Here is a 20,070-nt window from a genome sequence, read left to right on the forward strand (position 1 = left end):
TCAGACTGTCGAGAAAGTCTCGACAGTCTTTATTATTTTCTTTTTAGTTCATCACATTACCGCGTTAATTTGGTATAATATAAGTATACTCTTGAAAGTGGTGAACCTCATGCTTCGCTCTAAACCGAATGACCCTCAATTAGACTATGAACTCGTTTGTATTGATTTAATGGTTCCACAAAACCATTTACTCCGCCATATAGCTGCTCATATTGATTTTACATTTATTATTGATATCGTTCGTCCTTTTTACAGCGATAATCATGGGCGGCCTTCAATTGATCCTATCCTACTCTTTAAAATGATGTTTATTGGCTATTTATACGGCATTCGTTCGGAGCGCCAACTCGAGCAAGAAATCAATTTAAATATCGGTTACCGTTGGTTTTTAGGACTTGGACTCTCTCAAAAAGCACCGGATCACACCACGATTAGCTGGAATCGTCGAACTCGGTTTAAAGATACGAATGTGTTTCAGGATATTTTTGATGAGATTGTTCGACTTGCCATTGAACATCGGATGGTTGCAGGTCGTGTGCTGATTACAGACTCCACGCATATTAAAGCAAGAGCCAGTAAAAACAAGTACACCATGCAAACGGTGGAGCAAACACCTCATGAATACACACTAGAACTGGATCAAGCTGTAGACAAAGATCGAGAACTCCATGGAAAAAAGCAACTGGAGCGCAAGGAGGAGGTGAATGAGACAAAGCAAATGAAAGTAAGCACGACGGATCCAGACAGTGGATATATGATGCGTAAAGGTAAACCAGAAGGCTTCTTTTACTTGGATCATCGCACGGTTGATCATAAATTCAACATTATTACGGATGTGTACGTGACAAAAGGAAATGTGAATGACTCCGTTGTTTATATCGAACGTTTACAGCACCAAGTTGAAAAGTTCGGATTTAAAGATACACTCGAGGCCGTAGCTCTAGACTCCGGCTACTTCACTCCGCACATTTGTAAAGAGACATTAACTATGGGTATGTATCCCGTTATTGGAGGACGCGCAACGACATCAACTTTGGAGGGAATGTCGAAGGAGCGGTTCGTTTTTGATGCGGAGAAAAATGTGTATATCTGTCCAAAGGGACAGGAGTTACATTACACCACCACGAACCGACAAGGTTACCGCGAGTATTCATCAAATGCTAAACAATGCCAAGATTGCCCTGTACTTACAAATTGTACAACATCAAAGAACCACACTCGAAAAATTCAGAGACATATTTGGGAAAACCACAAAGAGCAAGTAGCAAAAAACAGGAATAGTGTCKCAGGAAAAAAACTGTACCGACTTCGGTGCCAAACGATTGAGCGAAGTTTCGCGGATGCCAAAGAGCTCCATGGACTTCGCTGTTCGCTGTTACGGGGGCGAACGAATATGCAGGAAAAAGCACTTATGACAGCAGTAGCACAAAACATAAAAAAGATCGCCCGACAGCTTGCGAAGTGCGCAAACAAAAGGGGGATCTTTTTTATTGCATGTAAATATGCGTGGAAAGCAAATTGGAGGGTATTGAAAGTTTCATGAAAGCGCTTTACTCGACAGCCTGATCATGTGCGTGATGAGAAATAAGCATCACGCTACTTCTCACGCCCCACATCAGCACGCAGCCCCCGTAGATACGTCTGCAACAACCGGCGCAAACTCTCATCCCGATCCAGCCCCATGCGGAAGCCATTCCGATGCTCGAGCGAGGCGAATCCATGCACCATGCTCCGGAAACCGCGCACCACATGCAGCGCATCTTCCTCACTGAGTCCATAGGGCGCAAGGATGCGCAACAAGAAGGTCACAACCCCAGCACCGACTTCTTTCAACTCGGGATCTTCATAATCAGGCAGCGCTGAGATCGCCTCGTACAAACCCGGCTGCTTTCGAGCGAACTCCACATAAGCCACACCCGCAGCCAGCAAGGCTTCATCCTCAGCTTTACCAATTACGGCTTCAACCATCGCCTCTTTCACGAGGACAAGGCCCCGCTTCGATAGCTGCATGCGCAGATCAGGCAAACCTTTAATGTGATTGTAAAGTGAAGGTGTTTTAATATGGAGTTGGCCCGCCAGCGCTGCCAGCGAAAGCTGCTCAACCCCTTGTTGATTAGCAAGTTCTATTGCCGCTTGCAAAACCGTTTCTGCATCTAATCCTTGTCGAATCGCCATCTAGTGCCCCTCTTTCTAAATTGACGCTGATACGCCTTGGAATTTTGCAGTCGCTTCGTCGAGTGCAGCATCCATCACCGCTACCGGTTGCTCAATCATCCGTCCATGTCCGACTGCCAATAAGCTAGGCTCTAGCTGTCTCAATCTACGCGTACTTGCCAAGGAAGCTTCCTTACTCCAAGTCGCCAGCGCTGGGAACGGGAACTTCCACTTCACAACACCTGATACCGCTACTCCGCCTCGCACTTGAAAAGCATCCCCAGCGATCAACGCCCGGCTCCGTACATCAAGGAAAGCCATGGAACCTGGTGTATGACCAGGAGCTGCATAAGCTTGCAAGGACCCGATCCGATCCCCATCAGCCAGTAACACATCGGGCTTCGTCTGAATCCCTTTTGGAATGCCGCCCTTAATCGGGGTTTGCGGCTCACCCGCTTCTAACGCCACATCCCCCGCCAACAGCTTCGCATCTCTTCTGGAGATGTAGACCTGAGCTTGTGGCAGCATTTTTTTCAAACCGTCTAATGCACCAATATGATCCCCATGCGCATGTGTTAGAACGATACGTGTAATCGGCTTCCCAATTTGCTGCGCCGCCTGTAGAATACCTTTCACACTGAATGGTAAGGCCGCATCAATCAGGGTTAATTCGGACTCTTCCTCTACCAAGTAACAATTCACTGGGAAAAACCTAGGCATAAAAGCCAGCTGATACAGATGTCCGATTCGCGTTATTTTCATGTTAAACGCCTCCTGTTAACTATTTATATTAGTATAATAACTAATATCATTAGTTTTGTAAATAGGCATTTTTCGGGTACCAAAAACTTAACCTTCCATATGTGGTAAAATAGTTCTCATATTGTCCTACAATCCACACGAAGTGAGTGAGGTTACCTAATGAATACTGAAACTTTAGCACTTTTTAAAACGTTAACCGAAATGCAAGCTGCACCTGGCTTTGAGCGAGAGATCCGTGCATTTGTACGCGGCGAGTTGGCTAAATATACGGATGAGTTCGTACAAGACGGGCTCGGCAGCCTATTCGGGGTTGTGCGCGGCGATGAGGCAGGACCGCGCATCATGGTGGCGGGCCACTTCGACGAGGTAGGCTTCATCGTCAACGGCATCACCGAGCACGGCACAGTCAAGTTCCAGCCGCTCGGCGGCTGGTTTAGTCAAGTGCTGCCCGCGCAGCGCGTGCAGATCATGACGGCAAACGGACCGATCATCGGTGTGATCGGCTCCGTTCCGGTGCACTTGCTGGACGAGGCTGCGCGCAGCAAGCCTGCAGACATCAAGACGATGTACATTGACATCGGCGCGGAAGACAAAGCCGATGCCATCGCCATCGGCATCAAGCTCGGGCAGCAGATCGTGCCGATCTGCCCGTTCACACCCCTGGCTAATCCGAAGCGGATTATGGCCAAAGCTTGGGACAATCGCTATGGCGTCGGCCTCGCGATTGAGCTCTTGAAGGAGCTTCACGGCGGGCCGAAGCTCCCGAACGTCCTGTACGCGGGAGCCACCGTACAGGAAGAAGTCGGCCTGCGCGGCGCAAGAACGGCCACGAATATGATTCAGCCGGACTTGTTCTACGGGTTGGATGCTAGTGCAGCCGGGGATATGACCGGCGACCGCCAAGCTTTCGGGCAGCTAGGGCGCGGAGCGCTGCTGCGGATCTTCGATCCCACGATGATTACCCACCGTGGGATGGTTGAATTCATCCTGGATATGGCGGAGACGCATAAGATCCCGTATCAGTACTTCATCTCGCAAGGCGGAACGGATGCGGGACAGGTGCACGTACAAGGCAGTGGGATTCCATCCGCTGTGATCGGGGTATGTGCGCGGTATATTCACACTTCTGCGTCGATTCTTCACGTCGATGATTACGCCGCTGCCAAGGAACTGCTGATCAAGTTAGTACAGGCCAGCGATCGCACAACGTTAAACACCATTCTTTCTCAAGCCTAAGTCCCGTTTATAACCAAAAAAAAGCGTATCAAGATGAATTCTTGCTGCGCTTTTTTGCATTTCATTAAACATTGTCCTTATACGTAAAAAATTGACATTTTTTTCATAAATATAGAACTAATGTTCCAATATATGGTACAATTAGCAATATAACTTGTTATTAGAAAGAAGGATACCCATGACTACATGCATTCGTGAAGCAACACCCCAGGATACATCAGCAATTAGTTCACTTGTTTCTCATCTTACTGGCAAACTGATTTCCCCTTTACATATTGAAAATAGGCTGCATAACATGCGCGACAACCCAGACGAATTGCTATATGTCTTTGAAGAAAAGAATCGGATTCTCGGTACATTAAGCTTTCGTATCCGCAGAGATCATGCCGCACACAATGTAACATTTAGTGAAATTTCGGTTATTTCCTTTAAGCAAGATCCCGATAGTAACCAAGCACCTTTGGCACAGTTGAGAAGCTATGCCGAACAGCTGGCAAGTGATCATAACTGCGCTGGCATGATGTGGTTGACGGATGTAGAATCCACTGACATTTCCCGAACCACCCAACCGCCCATCGGCTTTCATGAAACCGGCTATCGTTTCGTCAAACGGTTCCTCTAGCTAGGAGAAAGTCGTTTCACCTATTCTATCAAATCTGCGAAGGAGTGCTTACTTGTGCTAGCTGGGTTAAATGAAGGAGCTTTAAGTACGCTTGTCCTTATCCTCTTCATCCTCATCCTTATTCTCGTGGTTGGCATCTTTCTATCCATTATTATCAAATCTCTTTCGGTCTGGACATCCAATAACAATGCCCCCATTCAAGATCGATTCTGTAAGGTTGTTGCCAAACGGATTCAACTCTCCGGAAACACCAGTAATTTAAATTCGAACACCTCCTACTTTGTTACTTTTGAGTTTGAAGACCGGAGCAGAATGGAATTGTGGATAGGCCGGCAGCAGTTTGGCCATATGGCCGAGGGGGATATAGGGAATTTAACTTTTCAGGGCACTCGTTTCAAAGAATTCGAACGTAAGAAAGCAATGTGAGCAATTCCACGAATACGCAAGCATTTACAAGGAAAAACAAAAAAATAGGCATATTTGTGCCGATTTTTGAATAATCTGAATATTTACAATATTTTAATAATAGGCTATTATAAATCCAAGGCAGACAGAGAGGACAACCCGCACCACACGGTGCAGTAACAACGAAGAGCCTTACAGACTTTCTAAGAGAGGGGATAGTCCATTGGACCATGTTAGCGAAGCATGCTACTCACTTGCGTTCTAAACGACAGGAACCAAGTGCAGGAACGTCCCACTCGTTCATCCAGCATGCAGGAAATCAGATCAGGCAGGTCATCACATTAGGAAAGGAACAGTAGTGAGGGACTTGTCGTATGGTTGATTAAATGGGCAATTAACGAAGAGGAAAGGACACTTTAACTTTGAGGCGAACGTATCGATTGCAGCAACTGACTTGCGAATTTTCGGGGAATGGAGTGTGCGGAAGAACAATTGAATAGGCAAAATGACTCATAGAGACCTCCGGTTATCATGGATAAGCGGGGGCCTCTATTTGCGTTCATACGATTTTAAATGTTGGGTATCTGTGCCTTCTGAACAATCGGTAATCGGACAATGAAAGAAGTCAGTTCCTCCATTCCGCTTTCCACCGTGATCGACCCATGATGCATCTCCACGATTTTCTTCGCAATCGACAAGCCCAGCCCATTGCCTCCTGCCATGCGATTTCTAGATTTATCCGCTTTATAAAAACGTTCAAAAATATGCGTCTGATCCTCTTCTGGAATGTTAGGCCCATTATTCGATATCCGCGTTACAGCCTCTTCCCCATTACTAACCACTCGAACACGAATCGTTCCGCCAACTGGTACAAATTTCACTGCGTTGTGGATGAGGTTTGTCCATACCTGGCTGAGTAGATCCTCATCGGCCTGGGCGGTTACTGGATCCAGCTCGATGTCCATTTCAATATCTTTATCTACCCACTGCGGCTCACAAGCGAGGATATGATTGCGCAACTGTTTATCCAAACGATAGCTTTTCGGTTCAAAAGGATGATGCTGCGACTCCAAGGAAGTCAGTTTCAGCAAATTTTCGCTGAGCTTGGATAAGCGTACACTTTCCGTTTCAATGATAGTCAAATAATGCTTACGCTCCTCCGGCGACAGCTGATCATTCTGCAGTGCGCGGGAGAATCCGCTAATGGACGTTAAAGGCGACTGAATCTCGTGAGAGACGTTGGAAATAAACTCCTGCCTCATTTTCTCTAATTGCCCGAGATCGGTCGCCATTTGATTGATCGACTCCGCTAACTCCACGAAGGGTCCATTTCGAGGATTATCATCCACCAACACATTGAAGTCCCCTCTCGACATGCTTCGGATCGCTTGATTCAAACTTTGGAAGAAAATTAACTGATGCTTCCTCATAAATTGGCCAAGAATGGCCATAGTAATCCCCCAGAAGAACATGCCTCCGATGCAGTTGATCAATTGCACGATGACTTCCGCAGGGCGTTTCCCCAGATGTTCGTAGAGATACTCCGTGCCATAGAAGGCAGCTAACCAATACACGATAATAAGAATAAATATCCCTAAGCCGAAAAAGAAGCCGCCTATTCGTTGGAGAATGGACTGCTTATTATTCTGGCTCATTCTCCGCTTCTTCTGTCTTTCTCTCCGCTCTCTTCTCTCTGCTCTGTGCCGATGATTCATTTCAGCACCTCCAGCCGATAGCCCAAGCCTCGAATTGTAGCGATGCGAAAAGCGTGCCGCTCCTCAGGAAATCGCTCACGCAGCCGATTAATATGCACATCAACGGTTCGCTCGTTGCCTTCATAGTCAAAGCCCCAAATCTGCTCGATCAACTGATCGCGCGAGAAAGTTTTGCCCTGGTAGCTCGCGAGCTTGTAAAGCAGTTCGAACTCCTTGAGTGGCAGCGTGATGCTCTCTGCGCCAATGGTGACTTCATAGGTTTTGCGATTCATGCTTAAATCGCCAGCCTGAATCGTTTGCGAGGAAGCGATTTTATAGCGCTTCAGCAGCGCTCTCACTCGCATCGCCAACTCAAGCGGTTCGAAGGGCTTGGTGAGGTAGTCGTCTGCGCCGAGCTCGAAGCCCTTGACCTTCTGCGCCGTTTCTCCTTTGGCCGTTAGCATGAGTATCGGCACATCATAATGCTCTCTAAGCTCCTTGCACAGCTCCCATCCGTCCATGTTCGGCATCATCACATCAAGAATAACCATATCGACTTGGACGGTTTGCAGCTTCTTGAGCGCTTGGACGCCATCTTCGGCCTCGACGACATCGAAGCCCTCGTTCAGCATGAACACGCGGACAAGCTCACGAATATACGGATCATCATCTACGATCATAATAGGTGCCATTTATGTTCAGCCTCGATTCTTGATGTTATTGTCTGCATATAGAATGTGTTTATGATAGAAATTAGTATAAAGGAGCAATATAAACTCAATTTAAACCAGAAGCTTATTTTATGAAATGAAAGGGCTTTATTTGGAAAATGATTTATGATAAATTTGGGAAAAGGAACAGTTTGGGGGGTTGTGGCCTGTATGACAAATAACACATTGGCGGATTTCAACAAGCTGACTACCGCGGAAGCGGAAGCCCTATTTAGGCGCGAGGTACTCTCGGAAGGATTCGCAGGTTTCAGGCGGTTACTCGACAGTCTCACGGATGCGATCAAAGCCGCGGGGGACACAGAAATGGACATCGTCGAACAGTCCGTTGCGAAAGCAAAGCGACTTTTTCCTGAACCTGTTGATTTCAGTCCATCTTGGGAGAAGATTTGGCCAGAGCTCGAAAGTACCCTAGCTGCCAAGAAACACATTTTCGCAAACATCCCTCAAGCAGAGAGAGCCGGAGAATGGCAGGTTATCATGGATAATCCGCTCGTAGTACAAGAGGTCGTCTGCTACCCTGCATTGACGTTCGAGGATGCGGCCTATCTGTATGCTTATTTCCGACCGCAATTAGAGAAGTCCGAATACATTCGTCTGCAGAAAATCCAAACCGTCATACAGGAAATCGGCAGTTAGGATCACTTGAAAATACTTCAAATCACTTCAATTTCTCCTTCATCCACTCACACCAATATAAATCCGTATCTACTTTCATTGTGGCTTTATGTACCAATACATACATGCCGAATGCATCATCTTCAATCTCTAATTGATCGAGCGGTTTATCACTTCCTTGTTGGAGCTTATCCATCAGGAGGTTGAATCGCTCTTTTTTCTTCTTATAATATACTTCGCGTACCGCGAGCATCTTCCTCGCCTGTTCTTTATCCACTAATCCAATGCAGTACACCTTAAGGGCAAGCTCATCCCTTGTCACAGGTTCATCCGTTGGCTCAGCGATCCAACCCCGTAATGCCTGCTTCCCTTGCTCTGTGATGGAGTACACTTTCTTATCTGGCTTATCGGATTGAGGAACATGTACGAAAGCGACGTGCCCCTTTTGCTCTAATTGTGCTAATAAGGGGTAGATCTGGCTATGTTTGGCTGACCAAAAAGGCTGTATATGTTGCATAAGCTCATACCCCGAACGGGAGTTTTTGGTTAAAAGGCTTAGTAATCCATATGAAAGGGTATTCATTTCCGCTCCTCCTTTATGTCATTATTGACATATAAACATATCGGTAGTATGATGATTTTCATTCAAATTATAGAGAATACTATCGGTAAGATCAATGGATAGAGTGGAGGCATTATTTTGAGTAAGGATGAGTTACAGCAAGTGCGCTTCTGGCCAATAATGATCGCTATCTTCTTCGGATCGTTCGTTTCGATTCTAAGTATGAGTACGATTAATATCGCGATACCGATTCTTAGTGATCATTTCCATACAGATTTGAGCAAAATCCAATGGACAATTACTGGTTTCATGCTCGCAAGCGGTACGATCGCTCCGATTACAGGGTATTTCGGGGAGAAATTCAGCTACAAACGATTATACGCGATTGCGTTGATTGGTTTTACCGTATTTTCACTCCTATGTGCGTTAGCATGGGATGCTTCATCCCTGATTGCTTTCCGTATTATTCAAGGGGCTTTCAGCGGTCTAATTATGCCAGCTACCATGACGATTGTGTATCAAGTTATCCCGCGTGACAAGCAACCGATCGCGATTTCACTTTGGTCCTTGTCTGCTATGATGGCGCCAGCAATCGGGCCTACATTGAGCGGTTGGCTATTGCAAAATTGGAGCTGGCACTGGTTGTTCCTCATGAACGTACCTGTCGGCATTGTTGCTATTATTCTCGTTTTCAAATTAATCCCTTATTACCGTCTTTCTGTTCCAAAAAGGTTCGATTTAATCGGCTTACTCACTGTCGTTGTCAGCAGTCTTGCCTTGCTCGTCGGCTTCTCCCAAGGACATGCTTGGGGATGGTCATCAGGACGTGTTATTGGTCTATTTGCAACAGGTTTCCTAGTCCTTCTGCTATTCATTTGGAGAGAACTTAAGGCTGACTCCCCATTATTGAATATCCGTGTTTTGAAAAACTCGAGATATACGCTATCACTCATTATTTCCAGTATTGTTACGATAAGCTTGTACTCTGGTACCTTCCTGACACCAATTTTCTTGCAAAACATTCAGCATGTTACTCCCTTGGATACAGGATTAATTCTATTACCTGCCTCCCTCGTGATGGCACTTTGTATGCCAATCGTAGGCAAGCTGTATAGCAGTGTTGGGCCTCGTATTCTAATTTTTATCGGTATTTCCTTAATTGCGATTGGTACGCTCACACTCAGTTGGTTAAGTACAGACGTGTCACGCGGCTATATTGTGTTCTGGATGATCGTTCGGAACGTCGGGATTGCCTTCGCTACGATGCCTGCAAGTAATGCAGGGATGGAGCAAATTCCGAGAACTCTTTCTGGCCATGCAACATCGATTAATAACTGGGTTCGTAACGTATTCGGGTCCTTCGCGATTGCCCTATTCACTTCCGTTTTATCGTCCCAAACCGCAACACATAGCAAGGATCTTGCTACCGGCGGGATGACGGACAAAGTGCAAATTGGTACTCACGCCTTCACGATGAGTGTCAATGACGTATACTTGCTTGCCACATTTATTGTTCTGGTCGCTCTGCCGCTCAGCTTGTTCCTTAACAAGCGTTCCTTAGCACCCGACAATCCTTCTGCGTCGGCACCTGCTCCTATTGTAGCAACGCCGACCCGAAAGCCTAATGCATGAATAAAGAACCCCAGCCTGATGTCATTCACATTAGGCTGGGGTTTTCGTTTATACTTATGCGCGGTAGAAGTCGCGCAGCAATTCGTCCATCACACGATTCGTACGTGCAGCTGTTATACCCGTACTAGGACTTTGCCCGATGCCTCGGAGATCATCAACAATCTTCTGAATCAGCGGCTGTTGAACGTGTGGAGGGTTGGGAATCGTCAGTTCTTGAACATCCCCATCTGCGGTTTCAATGCGCAGATCACCACTAAACGTAGAGAACGATAGTTTACCAAGGCTACCCACAATCTCATTCAAATCTAGGCGTGTGAACGCATTGAAGCTCCATACCCCTGTACCCATCACACCGGATTCAAATGCGTAGCTCGTTGTTACGATATCTTCGACCTTTTGCTTGCCAGTTTGATTGCTTGCGAATCCTTTGACCTCTCCGATCGGCCCCAATATATAATCAAGGATATCCAGTGCATGGCTCGCCAAGTCCACGAATAGTCCGCCACCGGACAGTTCAGGCTGAATGCGCCACGGTTCTAGTCCTTCTTCATACTCTCTCATCGGTTGCAGGTAGGTGGATTGTACGAAACGGACCTCCCCGATCACCCCACTATCAATCAGACGCTTGATCTCCACGAATTTAGGGAGCCCTCTGCGATAATACGCCACAAATAAAGGCACGCCCGCTTCTTCACAAGCGGAGATCATTTCTTGACACTCTGCGTGATTTCTAGCCATCGGCTTCTCCACGTAGACAGGCTTTCCTGCTTTGGCAGCGAGTAACGTATACTCGTGATGGAATCCTGGCGGCGTTGCGACATAGACCGCATTTACATCTGGGTCGTTGACTAACGCCACGGCGTCATCGTACCATTTTGCCACACCATGCCGCTTCGCATAGTCCTCTGCTAGTGCCCCATTGCGGCGCATTACCGCGACTAGCTCCGAGCCTTCTGCCTTCTGCAGGGCTGGGCCGCTTTTGACCTCCGTCACATCACCGCAGCCAATAATTCCCCAACGAACTTTTTCCATTCTATTGCCTCCTCTTGAATTGCGTAGTTGGTTAGGTATTCGACATTAGGGTTGCGACCTCCTGTACACACTTCGTAAGCAACAATAGTGGTCTACTCAAAATCGAAGAAATTGGCACTTTTTATATACCATAATGGTTGCTATACTATTGCTAAAATGCTAAGACAAAGAAGGTGCAGCCATGTACACACCCTCCCATTTTAAAATAGAAGAGCTGTCGGAGATGTATGACCTCATCGAAGCGTATAGCTTCGCTACGGTCGTTTCGCAACATCAGGAGCGCCCCTTCGCGACTCATATCCCCCTAATGTTGAGTGCTGAGGAGCAGTGCCTATATGGGCACTTCGCTCGTTCTAATCCACAGTGGGTGGATATCGAGGGGCAGGAGGTTTTGGTCATTTTCCAAGGTCCCCACTGCTATATCTCGCCTTCCTGGTATGGAACGGCTGCCGCTGTCCCAACGTGGAATTATATGGCCGTTCATGTGTATGGCAAGGTCGAGCTCATTCACGACGATCAAGACGTGTTACGCGTCTTACGGCAGCTAACCAGCAAGTATGAGAGGGCCGACAGCCCGTATGATTTAGACAGCGTTGATCCTCACTTGATTGCTGGGCTGAGCAAAGGGATACAAGCCTTCCGGCTCTCGATTTCCAGCATCGAAGGCAAGGCCAAGCTCAGCCAGAATCAGCCCGTAGAGCGCCAAGAGCGCATTATTCGAGAATTGGAGCTTAAGGGAGATCAGGAGCAGCAGATTGCTGTGCTAATGAAGGGAAAACTGGGTGGCGTCTAATGCCGCGAACGAACAAAAAGCCTCTACCCCGTCATTTCATGGGTGTAGAGGCTTTTTGTCATTCAAGAATGGATTTGCTCAGTTGGCGCCAATTCAGTTGTCAGCAGTGAATGCTCTGCAATCAATTGCTCTTGTATCTGCAGCTGTTGGGTAGCAAACTCACGATACATCTCATGTGACTCGATAAGCTCTTGGTGCGTGCCGCGGCCTGTAACGACACCTTTGTCGAGAAACACGATCTGATCCGCGTCGACGACCGTAGATAAACGATGGGCAATGACTAAGGTTGTACGTCCTTGCATCAAATTCTGCAGCGCTTGCTGTACGACGACCTCTGATTTGCTATCCAAGCTTGATGTCGCTTCGTCCAGCATGAGAATCTTCGGATCGCGCAGCAGCGCCCGGGCAATAGCAATCCGTTGCCGCTGTCCGCCTGACAGCTTGATTCCGCGCTCTCCGACTTCCGTGTCATACTTCTGCGGAAGCTCTTCAATGAAACCATCCGCATAGGCCATCTCGGAAGCCCGCTTCAGTGCCTCTTCTGTCACTTCGTGCTGCAAGCCATAACAAATATTATCCCGAATTGTCCCCGCAATGAGCGGACTTTCCTGCGATACATAGCCGATCTGGCTGCGCCAGGAGACGAGCGAGTACTGACCAATCCTTGCTTCGCCTAGTGAGATGTTACCCTCTTGCTGCGAGTAAAAACGTTCCAGCAACGAGAACATCGTCGTCTTCCCGCTTCCGCTCGGCCCTACAATCGCGGTAACTTTACCCGATTCCATCGTGAAGCTAACATCTTTGAGAACCGATTCACCCTCTTTATAACCAAACGATACATGCTCGAAATGCAGGGATTGGGAAGCATCTTTAACGGGTAAACCTACGTGCGGATCCTCCTCTTCATGATCCAGCACCTGAAGAATGGTATCTGTTGCGCCCATCGCTTTCTGAGTTTGCGTGAAAAATTGAGTAATCTGCGTAATCGGCATCACAATTTGGAATAAATACAGCATGAAAGCGACCAACTGACCGGCAGATATCGCTCCTGACGCTACGCGTGTGCCACCATACCCGAAGAGGACGACGAACATCATCAACATGACAAACATAATCAGCGGCGACATCAAGGCTTGAATTTTGCCTTCTTTTAGTCCAAATTTGAACAACGTCTGGATCCCTGCGCTACCTTCCTTGTACTCCACAGGCTCTGCATTGGCAGCCTTCACCAAACGAATCTCAGATAATACCCGATTCAACACCGACGTGAAATTAGCCGTTTCGGCTTGCATGCCTTTAGAAATTTTGTACATTTGCATACCTAATGGAAAAAGGATAAGGAAAGCAATCGGGAATATGCTGAACATGATCAGTGTCATTTTCCAATCCATATACAAGAGCACGATAATAGACCCGATAATGGAAATGGTGCCCGTAATAAACCCAGCCATGTGCTCAGCAATAAGGCCTTTAATAATGGCCGTATCATTCGTCATCCGCGAGATCGTGTCCCCCGTTTGATGATTATCATAATACTTAACCGGAAGCACGAGCAGTTTCTTCCACAGGCGATCCCGAATACCCGCCACTACGCGCTGACCTGAAAAATTCAATAAATACGTGGCTACGCCAGAAGCAACAGCCGATGCGATGAAGGCAAGCCCCATCCCGCTAATTTGCCACCAATTCAGTGAGCTAATGGAGAAATTATCGACCACATTTTTCGTGAATAGCGGTATAACCAAGGAGACAAGCGTTGCGATCACACTTAACCCCAGCGCAATACTCAGCAAAAGTTTAGGCGGATTAGCGCTCTTCAGCAAGCGGAGGAAGCCCCGCCAGTCATTTTTTTGTTTCGGTAGATCTCTTTTCGTCTTTGCCATCTATCTCTACTCCTTTACCCGATCGGATGTAATTCCGTGTGAATGAATTTGTTATCTACCACTGGTTATGATCATACTCCCCTATTTTAAACAGAATATAAACGCGTTCGAATCGGTCCTGAGGCGGAATGGGAGATCTGGAGGCGAATTCGAACCCAATCCTCCCTATCGCTCCCGTCTAACGGACACGGATGACGTTATTCGGTCATTTGGCTGGATTCGCCTGTTCTATCGGACAACACGGCCGTTATTCTCCAGATTGAGATGCAATATTACTTCTAAAACCGTAAATAGCGGCTCTAGTGTCCGTTAAATGAGGAATCTGTCTGATTTCGTCGCAATAGCGACTGCTATGTCCATTAGAATTACACCGGTCGCGGGAGGAGCGATACAACGAGAGTTAGCGGAGAGAAGTATCGGAGAGGGCAAGGAAAAAGCTCCCTCACGATAGCCATACGGCTTCTCACAAGGGAGCTCTCTTCGTTCCATTTATAATTCAGTAGCCACCTGCCACATAACTCCGTAACGATCTTGCACACGCCCCAGCATCGTTCCCCAGAACATGCGTTCAAATGGCATGATGACATCGCCATCCATAGCTAAACCATCATAAATCTTGCGCGCCTCCTCCTCATCCTTGAAGGTGAGTGCCAAATCCATACCATTGCCTCGGTCACTGGCCTCTATACCTGCATCAGCCATGAAGAATTGTAGACCCAGCGCCTGCAGTTCCAAATGCATAACCAGGTGCTTCTTCGACTCTTCCATCCCAGGTAGATCGCCATACGACTGGACGTTAATAATTTCTCCGCCTAACACGCTCACATAGAAGTCAGCCTGCTTTCGCGCGTCAGCACTATAAATATAAGGGGATAAGGTTGCCATAGTTTCTACTCCATCCTTTCTGTACGAGCCCATAGCAATTGATTTTTGCCATGTGTTTTCGCTTCATAAAGTAATTCATCAGCCGCGGCGACCAGCTCCGACTTCCCTTGTCCCCGATCACGGAGTGCAGCTCCGAAACTCATCGTAACTTGAAATGCATCATTACCATGCTCAAATACTTTGGCCCGCAGCTTGTCCAGAAATAAGTTGAATAGCTCCGTCGCCTTATGCTGAGAATCTGTATAAAAAATAATCGCAAACTCCTCACCACCATAGCGAAAGGCACAGCCTTGCGTACTTGGGATGGACGCCTCTAATAGGCTGCCAATCTCTCTCAAAACCGTATCACCTGCTTGGTGACCGTAGCGATCATTGATTTGCTTAAAATAGTCAATATCCCCCATCATAAGTGTGAGTGGTCGTCTACTTGCAATAGCCTCTCTCAACTGTTCTTGAAAGCTTCGATGGTTATGGAGCCCTGTTAAATAATCCTGTTTTGCTAAATTTTCAAAAATCCCCTTTTCAATGAAATGCTTCCGCTCCCTTGCTACAATGATGCCACCAATGACGCCAATCATAAGTAGGAAGACAAAATTAAAAAAATGTCGGGGTATGTCGTCTATTAGAAACCCGCCATCCACTAGCTCAACTACGAAGCAATATCCGATGATGATCATCCCCGTCGCCACCATGGATCCTCGGAAGCTCCAATACATCGAAGCGTGAAGAATAACTAAGTAAGCAATTGGGAGAAGTGGGCTATGTGTCCCATCTGTCAATATGATAACAGCAATAAAGGATACATAATCCATGACTACACCTACTCGTGTCACTATGCGATAGAAACCAGAAGCTATAGGAGTAAAGTGCAGAGCCACCTCCGTAGTTGCCATATACAGAATAGCGATTACAAGCATACTCCAAAAAAGAGTTAGACTCTGCGAGGCGCTATAGTAATAGTTCAGATACAAATAGGATGCAGCAGCAAGAAGGAACCAACGTACACAACTGTATGCAATTTCTAAGATATGGTCAGACTTTCTTAATTTCACCATGCTGCAATCACATCCCTACCAGATGACATTCCCCTTATTCATTCTATACCTTGTCCCTATGTCCTTCTTATATGCTCTCGAACCACGAATCCGTCGCCAATTTTGTTTTTAGCAGATCGTTACTATACAATAGTAAGAGGGGCACCAACGCCCCCATATATGTTCAAGGAGGTAAGATCATGAATAATTTCACTTTCCATAATCCAACAACCCTACATTTCGGTCAAGGTCAATTAGACAAACTAACAACTGAAGTACCTAAGTATGGGAAAAATATCTTACTCGTCTATGGTGGTGGCAGCATCAAAGCCAATGGCATCTATGACAAGGTTGTTCATCTCTTACAAGGACTAGAAGCAACCATCGTAGAGCTTAGCGGCGTTGAGCCCAACCCGAGATTAACGACCGTCCACCGCGGTGTAGCCCTGTGCCGCAGCAACAACATCGACCTTATCCTTGCAGTAGGCGGCGGCAGTGTGATTGACTGTGCGAAAGCCATTGCCGTGGGCGCCAAGTTCGATGGCGACTTCTGGGATATCGCTACGCGCAAAGCAGCAGCAACAGGCGCACTACCGTTAGCAACCGTTCTAACCATTGCTGCGACTGGTTCGGAAATGAACTCTGGTTCCGTCATTACCAATTGGGAAACGAACGATAAACTAGGCTGGGGAAGTCCTTATTCCTTCCCGAAATTTTCTATCCTCGACCCAGCTCATACAACATCATTACCTGAAAATCAAACCGTATACGGCATGGTCGATATTATGTCTCACGTGTTCGAGCAATACTTCCATCATGGGACGAATACGCCTATACAGGATKGGTTCTGCGAAACGATTCTGCGTACGGTTATCGACACGGCTCCTCTATTGCTAGAGGATCTGAACAATCTTGAACATCGCGCAACCATTCTGTACAGCGGTACGATGGCGCTTAACGGCACGTTAAGCATGGGTATCCGTGGGGATTGGGCGACGCACAACCTGGAGCATGCGGTTTCTGCTGTCCATGATATCCCGCACGGCGGCGGTCTAGCCATCCTCTTCCCGAACTGGATGACTCACAACCTCGACGCCAACGTGGGACGGTTCAAGCAGTTCGCGCAGCGCGTCTTTGGCATCGATGCCTCCGGCAAATCCGACAAGCAAGTGGCGGAAGAAGGTATCGCGGCACTGCGCGCGTTCTTCACAAGCATCGGCGCACCTAGCCGATTGGCTGATTACAACATCGACGAATCCACCATCGAGCTCATGGCCGATAAGGCTATGATTTACGGCGATTTCGGCAACTTCCAGAAGCTGACTCGCGCCGATGTCGTGAAAATTTATCAGATGTCGCTATAAATATCATAGCGAACATGAAGAAGCCGCACTCCAAGGTCAACCTTGGGGTGCGGCTTTTTACGTTGAGGTCTTAACGCTGCACAGGCAGCACCTTATAGTCGCGCCATTCCTCCGGCAGCAAGCGCTGATAACGCGGCTGCAGGTAGCGATCGTCGATCAGCAGCAGCACGCCGTGATCCGTTTCGGAGCGAATTAACCTTCCGCCAGCCTGCTGCACCTTGTTCATGCCGGGGTAGACATAAGCATAGTCGTAGCCGTTTTTGCCCGTGCGCTCCATGTAATCCTTGATCAGATTGCGCTCAGGTCCTAGCTGCGGCAATCCAACACCCACAACAACGACGCCCGTTAAACGGTCGCCAACAAGATCAATGCCCTCGGAGAAGATACCGCCCATCACCGCAAACCCTACTAACGTCATCTCCGCTCCCGCCTGAAACGCCGATAGGAAGTGCTCTCGCTCCTCCTCCGTCATCTTGGCCTGCTGAACGAGTACATGGAGCTGCGACTCATCCGCCGCCTCACCTACAAGATCCGTAAATGCCTCATACACACTGCTCATATACGCGTACGAAGGGAAAAACACCAAATAATTACCAGCTCGTCCCGTGACCAGCTCATAGATCGAACGAGCAATCTGCGTACGACTGTTTTCCCGGTCCTGATAACGAGTCGAAAGCGGCTGCACGAAAACCTCCAGCTGCTCTTTCGCAAAAGGCGACGGCACCGTCACAGAGTAATCGTCCTCTCCTGCCCCTAACATGTCCATGAAATAGGATAAAGGTGACAACGTCGCCGAAAAAAACACATGCGCCCGATACCCCTTCCCCATTTGCCGCAGCAAATGAGATGGATCCAAGCACACGAGCTTCACGCTGACCTCGTTCCGGTCATTCACAGCCAGCGTCACATACCGCTCGTCATACAACTTCGAGATGCGCACGAAATTTTGCGCTCCAAAATACGCATCCAAAAGTACCGCACTCACCGGGTTACCACCGGCCGATCTCGCTAATTCCTTTTCAGCCACCGCAATAAAAGCATCCACATGCACCAATAACGATTCCGGCAGCCCCGCCTCCACCATCATCTCACGATCTCCCACTTGTTTGCGGAGTGCTATGAAATAGGCATTTATCGCCTTCGCCGCGTCATGGAGCTCTTTACTAGCACCTTTGAACTCACGTTGTAGTGTAAGAAAAACCGATTTGTGCAGCTCACTGGCGTACATTTCCCGTGCTCGATCCACCAGATTATGCGACTCATCAATAAGCAGCGTTGTTTTACGCTTCTGCTCCTCGAACAGCCTTTTCAAATTCACACGCGGGTCAAAGATATAATTGTAATCACAAATCACCGCATCCGCCGCATAAGCCACGTCCAACGAGAACTCAAACGGACACACACGGTGCTTCCGCGCATACGTCTCAATCACAGAACGGGTCATCACCGTTTCCTGCCTGAGCAGATCAAGCACCGCCTCATTCACCCGATCATAGTAGCCATCCGCGAACTCACAGTGTGCCGGCGTACACTTGACCTCGTCTTTCAAACACACTTTATCCTTCGCGGTTAGCGTCACCACCTGTAGCTGCAAGCCCTTGTCCTGCAACAGGTAAAAAGCTTCCTCAGCCGCCGTACGCGTTATCGTCTTTGCCGTCAAATAAAAAAACCGCTGCAGCACGCCCTCCCCCATCGCTTTCACCGACGGAAAAAGCGTAGACATCGTCTTGCCAATGCCTGTTGGTGCCTTAGCGAATAGCTTGTGCCCGTCCTGGATGGTTTTGTATACCGCTCCTACCAGCTTGCGCTGCCCTTCACGATACTGTGGAAAAGGGAACTGCAGCTCCTTGATGCTCTGATTTCTGCGCTGCTCATGGTCAAACTTCATTTGTGCGTATGGATAGTAGTTCTGAATCACCTCTTGCACAAACTGCTCAAGCTCATCGTAAGCTGCTTCCCTTACAAAATGCCGCGTCTCCTCCGTATCCACCTGTGTATACGTCATCTGAACTCGCATATGGCTACGCCCACGATCATGGGCCACCATGTACGCATAACACATCGCCTGTGCCCAGTGCACAGGGTACGAATTCTCTTCAATCAGCGCAATATCTCCGGAAGTCGATTTGATTTCATCTACCGTAAGCATATCTCCGTCATCAGTCCCATTTAGCAGCCCATCACAACGCCCATCTATGACAAATAAAAGCCCCTCATGCGCAATCTCCGCAGACACATACACTTCATGCTGATCGGACTCTCCGTATTGCTTTTGCAATCTCTGATGCGCCTTCGTGCCATCTCTCAATGCCTTGCTCGACCGAAATTCCGCATCAATACTACCACTGCTAAACACATATTCCACAAGCGAACGAACCGATATCTGAACAACAGCTAGCATGCCATGTCTCCATTTTTAGAACATTTGTTCCTTATTATACCATGCGTGTCAGTGAAACACTACTAGCCCCTGTCACTCTAACCTCCCCATGCAAAATAACTGGATTTTGTACAGCTAATTTCATCGCTTTACCCCGATTAGGCGAAATAACTGGAAAATATCCATCTAAAATCGAGCATATACAAGAAAATCATCAAAACCCGTCGAATTAACTACATATTTTCCATCTAAACGCGAATTTCCAAGGAATAGGGGGGAATTAGCT

The 20,070-nt window shown here is 47.6% G+C and carries 18 protein-coding genes; 8 read left to right on the forward strand and 10 right to left on the reverse strand.

Going from position 1 to position 20,070, the window contains the following annotated elements:
• Nucleotides 1–109 precede the first annotated feature (109 nt).
• On the forward strand, nt 110–1,543 hold the full coding sequence (locus tag AC1DLM_RS19825) for an IS1182 family transposase (protein ID WP_477570955.1): 1,434 nt from the start codon (nt 110–112) through the stop codon (nt 1,541–1,543).
• 53 nt (nt 1,544–1,596) lie between these two features.
• On the opposite strand, the gene AC1DLM_RS19830 is transcribed toward AC1DLM_RS19825, so the two are convergent.
• Nucleotides 1,597–2,175 (reverse strand): TetR/AcrR family transcriptional regulator, encoded by a 579-nt coding sequence (locus tag AC1DLM_RS19830; protein WP_441991148.1) that lies wholly within the window; start codon nt 2,173–2,175, stop codon nt 1,597–1,599.
• 15 nt (nt 2,176–2,190) lie between these two features.
• Nucleotides 2,191–2,916, reverse strand: coding sequence for an MBL fold metallo-hydrolase (locus tag AC1DLM_RS19835; protein ID WP_441991149.1), 726 nt, complete (start codon nt 2,914–2,916; stop codon nt 2,191–2,193).
• Nucleotides 2,917–3,075: 159 nt separating this feature from the next.
• Here AC1DLM_RS19835 and AC1DLM_RS19840 point away from each other — a divergent pair, with 159 nt between their 5' ends.
• From AC1DLM_RS19840 to AC1DLM_RS19850, 3 genes are all read left to right on the forward strand, one after another.
• Nucleotides 3,076–4,152, forward strand: a complete 1,077-nt coding sequence (locus AC1DLM_RS19840; protein WP_441991150.1) for a M42 family metallopeptidase — start codon at nt 3,076–3,078, stop codon at nt 4,150–4,152.
• Between the two features lie 178 nt (nt 4,153–4,330).
• Complete coding sequence (locus tag AC1DLM_RS19845; protein ID WP_441991151.1) at nt 4,331–4,774, forward strand: GNAT family N-acetyltransferase; 444 nt, start codon at nt 4,331–4,333, stop codon at nt 4,772–4,774.
• 54 nt (nt 4,775–4,828) lie between these two features.
• Nucleotides 4,829–5,200 (forward strand): DUF2500 domain-containing protein, encoded by a 372-nt coding sequence (locus AC1DLM_RS19850; RefSeq protein WP_441991152.1) that lies wholly within the window; start codon nt 4,829–4,831, stop codon nt 5,198–5,200.
• 548 nt (nt 5,201–5,748) lie between these two features.
• Here AC1DLM_RS19850 and AC1DLM_RS19855 read toward each other — a convergent pair.
• The gene (locus AC1DLM_RS19855; RefSeq protein ID WP_441991153.1) at nt 5,749–6,894 is read right to left on the reverse strand and encodes a HAMP domain-containing sensor histidine kinase; all 1,146 of its coding nucleotides are present in this window, start codon (nt 6,892–6,894) and stop codon (nt 5,749–5,751) included.
• Complete coding sequence (locus AC1DLM_RS19860) at nt 6,891–7,565, reverse strand: response regulator transcription factor (RefSeq protein ID WP_441991154.1); 675 nt, start codon at nt 7,563–7,565, stop codon at nt 6,891–6,893. The genes AC1DLM_RS19855 and AC1DLM_RS19860 overlap by 4 nt, the downstream gene beginning before the upstream one ends.
• Nucleotides 7,566–7,754: 189 nt before the next feature.
• Here AC1DLM_RS19860 and AC1DLM_RS19865 point away from each other — a divergent pair, with 189 nt between their 5' ends.
• Nucleotides 7,755–8,240 (forward strand): hypothetical protein, encoded by a 486-nt coding sequence (locus tag AC1DLM_RS19865; RefSeq protein ID WP_441991155.1) that lies wholly within the window; start codon nt 7,755–7,757, stop codon nt 8,238–8,240.
• A 22-nt stretch (nt 8,241–8,262) separates the two neighbouring features.
• Here the strand turns inward: AC1DLM_RS19865 and AC1DLM_RS19870 are convergent, their stop codons facing one another.
• Nucleotides 8,263–8,802 carry a PadR family transcriptional regulator gene (locus AC1DLM_RS19870; RefSeq protein ID WP_441991156.1) on the reverse strand — a complete coding sequence of 180 codons (540 nt, stop codon included), beginning with the start codon at nt 8,800–8,802 and terminating at the stop codon, nt 8,263–8,265.
• Nucleotides 8,803–8,919: 117 nt separating this feature from the next.
• On the opposite strand from AC1DLM_RS19870, the gene AC1DLM_RS19875 reads away from it, so the two are divergent.
• Nucleotides 8,920–10,413: an MDR family MFS transporter gene (locus tag AC1DLM_RS19875; protein WP_477570929.1), complete on the forward strand. Its 1,494-nt coding sequence runs from the start codon at nt 8,920–8,922 to the stop codon at nt 10,411–10,413.
• 54 nt (nt 10,414–10,467) lie between these two features.
• On the opposite strand, the gene AC1DLM_RS19880 is transcribed toward AC1DLM_RS19875, so the two are convergent.
• On the reverse strand, nt 10,468–11,445 hold the full coding sequence (locus tag AC1DLM_RS19880) for a Gfo/Idh/MocA family protein (protein WP_441991157.1): 978 nt from the start codon (nt 11,443–11,445) through the stop codon (nt 10,468–10,470).
• 181 nt (nt 11,446–11,626) lie between these two features.
• Between AC1DLM_RS19880 and AC1DLM_RS19885 the strand changes: the two genes are divergently transcribed.
• Complete coding sequence (locus AC1DLM_RS19885; protein ID WP_441991158.1) at nt 11,627–12,238, forward strand: FMN-binding negative transcriptional regulator; 612 nt, start codon at nt 11,627–11,629, stop codon at nt 12,236–12,238.
• Between the two features lie 62 nt (nt 12,239–12,300).
• On the opposite strand, the gene AC1DLM_RS19890 is transcribed toward AC1DLM_RS19885, so the two are convergent.
• The 3 genes from AC1DLM_RS19890 to AC1DLM_RS19900 all read right to left on the reverse strand — a co-directional run bounded on the left by AC1DLM_RS19890 (nt 12,301) and on the right by AC1DLM_RS19900 (nt 16,061).
• Entirely contained in the window at nt 12,301–14,121 is a 1,821-nt protein-coding gene (locus AC1DLM_RS19890; protein WP_441991159.1) for an ABC transporter ATP-binding protein, read from the reverse strand.
• A gap of 489 nt (nt 14,122–14,610) precedes the next feature.
• Nucleotides 14,611–15,006 carry a VOC family protein gene (locus AC1DLM_RS19895; RefSeq protein WP_441991160.1) on the reverse strand — a complete coding sequence of 132 codons (396 nt, stop codon included), beginning with the start codon at nt 15,004–15,006 and terminating at the stop codon, nt 14,611–14,613.
• A gap of 5 nt (nt 15,007–15,011) precedes the next feature.
• Nucleotides 15,012–16,061 (reverse strand): GGDEF domain-containing protein, encoded by a 1,050-nt coding sequence (locus AC1DLM_RS19900; protein WP_441991161.1) that lies wholly within the window; start codon nt 16,059–16,061, stop codon nt 15,012–15,014.
• Nucleotides 16,062–16,240: 179 nt separating this feature from the next.
• Here AC1DLM_RS19900 and AC1DLM_RS19905 point away from each other — a divergent pair, with 179 nt between their 5' ends.
• The gene (locus AC1DLM_RS19905; RefSeq protein ID WP_477570930.1) at nt 16,241–17,404 is read left to right on the forward strand and encodes an iron-containing alcohol dehydrogenase; all 1,164 of its coding nucleotides are present in this window, start codon (nt 16,241–16,243) and stop codon (nt 17,402–17,404) included.
• Between the two features lie 70 nt (nt 17,405–17,474).
• Here AC1DLM_RS19905 and AC1DLM_RS19910 read toward each other — a convergent pair whose 3' ends face one another.
• On the reverse strand, nt 17,475–19,805 hold the full coding sequence (locus tag AC1DLM_RS19910) for an ATP-dependent DNA helicase (protein ID WP_477570931.1): 2,331 nt from the start codon (nt 19,803–19,805) through the stop codon (nt 17,475–17,477).
• Between the last annotated feature and the right edge of the window lie 265 nt (nt 19,806–20,070).

The sequence above is a fragment of the Paenibacillus sp. 01T442 genome (genome assembly GCF_056398345.1).

Coding starts and splice junctions, on each gene's coding strand:
- AC1DLM_RS19830 (WP_441991148.1), bottom strand. CDS start 2,175: ATGGCGATTCGACAAGGATTAGATGCAGAAACGGTTTTGCAAGCGGCA.
- AC1DLM_RS19835 (WP_441991149.1), bottom strand. CDS start 2,916: ATGAAAATAACGCGAATCGGACATCTGTATCAGCTGGCTTTTATGCCT.
- AC1DLM_RS19840 (WP_441991150.1), top strand. CDS start 3,076: ATGAATACTGAAACTTTAGCACTTTTTAAAACGTTAACCGAAATGCAA.
- AC1DLM_RS19845 (WP_441991151.1), top strand. CDS start 4,331: ATGACTACATGCATTCGTGAAGCAACACCCCAGGATACATCAGCAATT.
- AC1DLM_RS19855 (WP_441991153.1), bottom strand. CDS start 6,894: ATGAATCATCGGCACAGAGCAGAGAGAAGAGAGCGGAGAGAAAGACAG.
- AC1DLM_RS19860 (WP_441991154.1), bottom strand. CDS start 7,565: ATGGCACCTATTATGATCGTAGATGATGATCCGTATATTCGTGAGCTT.
- AC1DLM_RS19865 (WP_441991155.1), top strand. CDS start 7,755: ATGACAAATAACACATTGGCGGATTTCAACAAGCTGACTACCGCGGAA.
- AC1DLM_RS19870 (WP_441991156.1), bottom strand. CDS start 8,802: ATGAATACCCTTTCATATGGATTACTAAGCCTTTTAACCAAAAACTCC.
- AC1DLM_RS19880 (WP_441991157.1), bottom strand. CDS start 11,445: ATGGAAAAAGTTCGTTGGGGAATTATTGGCTGCGGTGATGTGACGGAG.
- AC1DLM_RS19885 (WP_441991158.1), top strand. CDS start 11,627: ATGTACACACCCTCCCATTTTAAAATAGAAGAGCTGTCGGAGATGTAT.
- AC1DLM_RS19890 (WP_441991159.1), bottom strand. CDS start 14,121: ATGGCAAAGACGAAAAGAGATCTACCGAAACAAAAAAATGACTGGCGG.
- AC1DLM_RS19895 (WP_441991160.1), bottom strand. CDS start 15,006: ATGGCAACCTTATCCCCTTATATTTATAGTGCTGACGCGCGAAAGCAG.
- AC1DLM_RS19900 (WP_441991161.1), bottom strand. CDS start 16,061: ATGGTGAAATTAAGAAAGTCTGACCATATCTTAGAAATTGCATACAGT.
- AC1DLM_RS19910 (WP_477570931.1), bottom strand. CDS start 19,805: ATGCTAGCTGTTGTTCAGATATCGGTTCGTTCGCTTGTGGAATATGTG.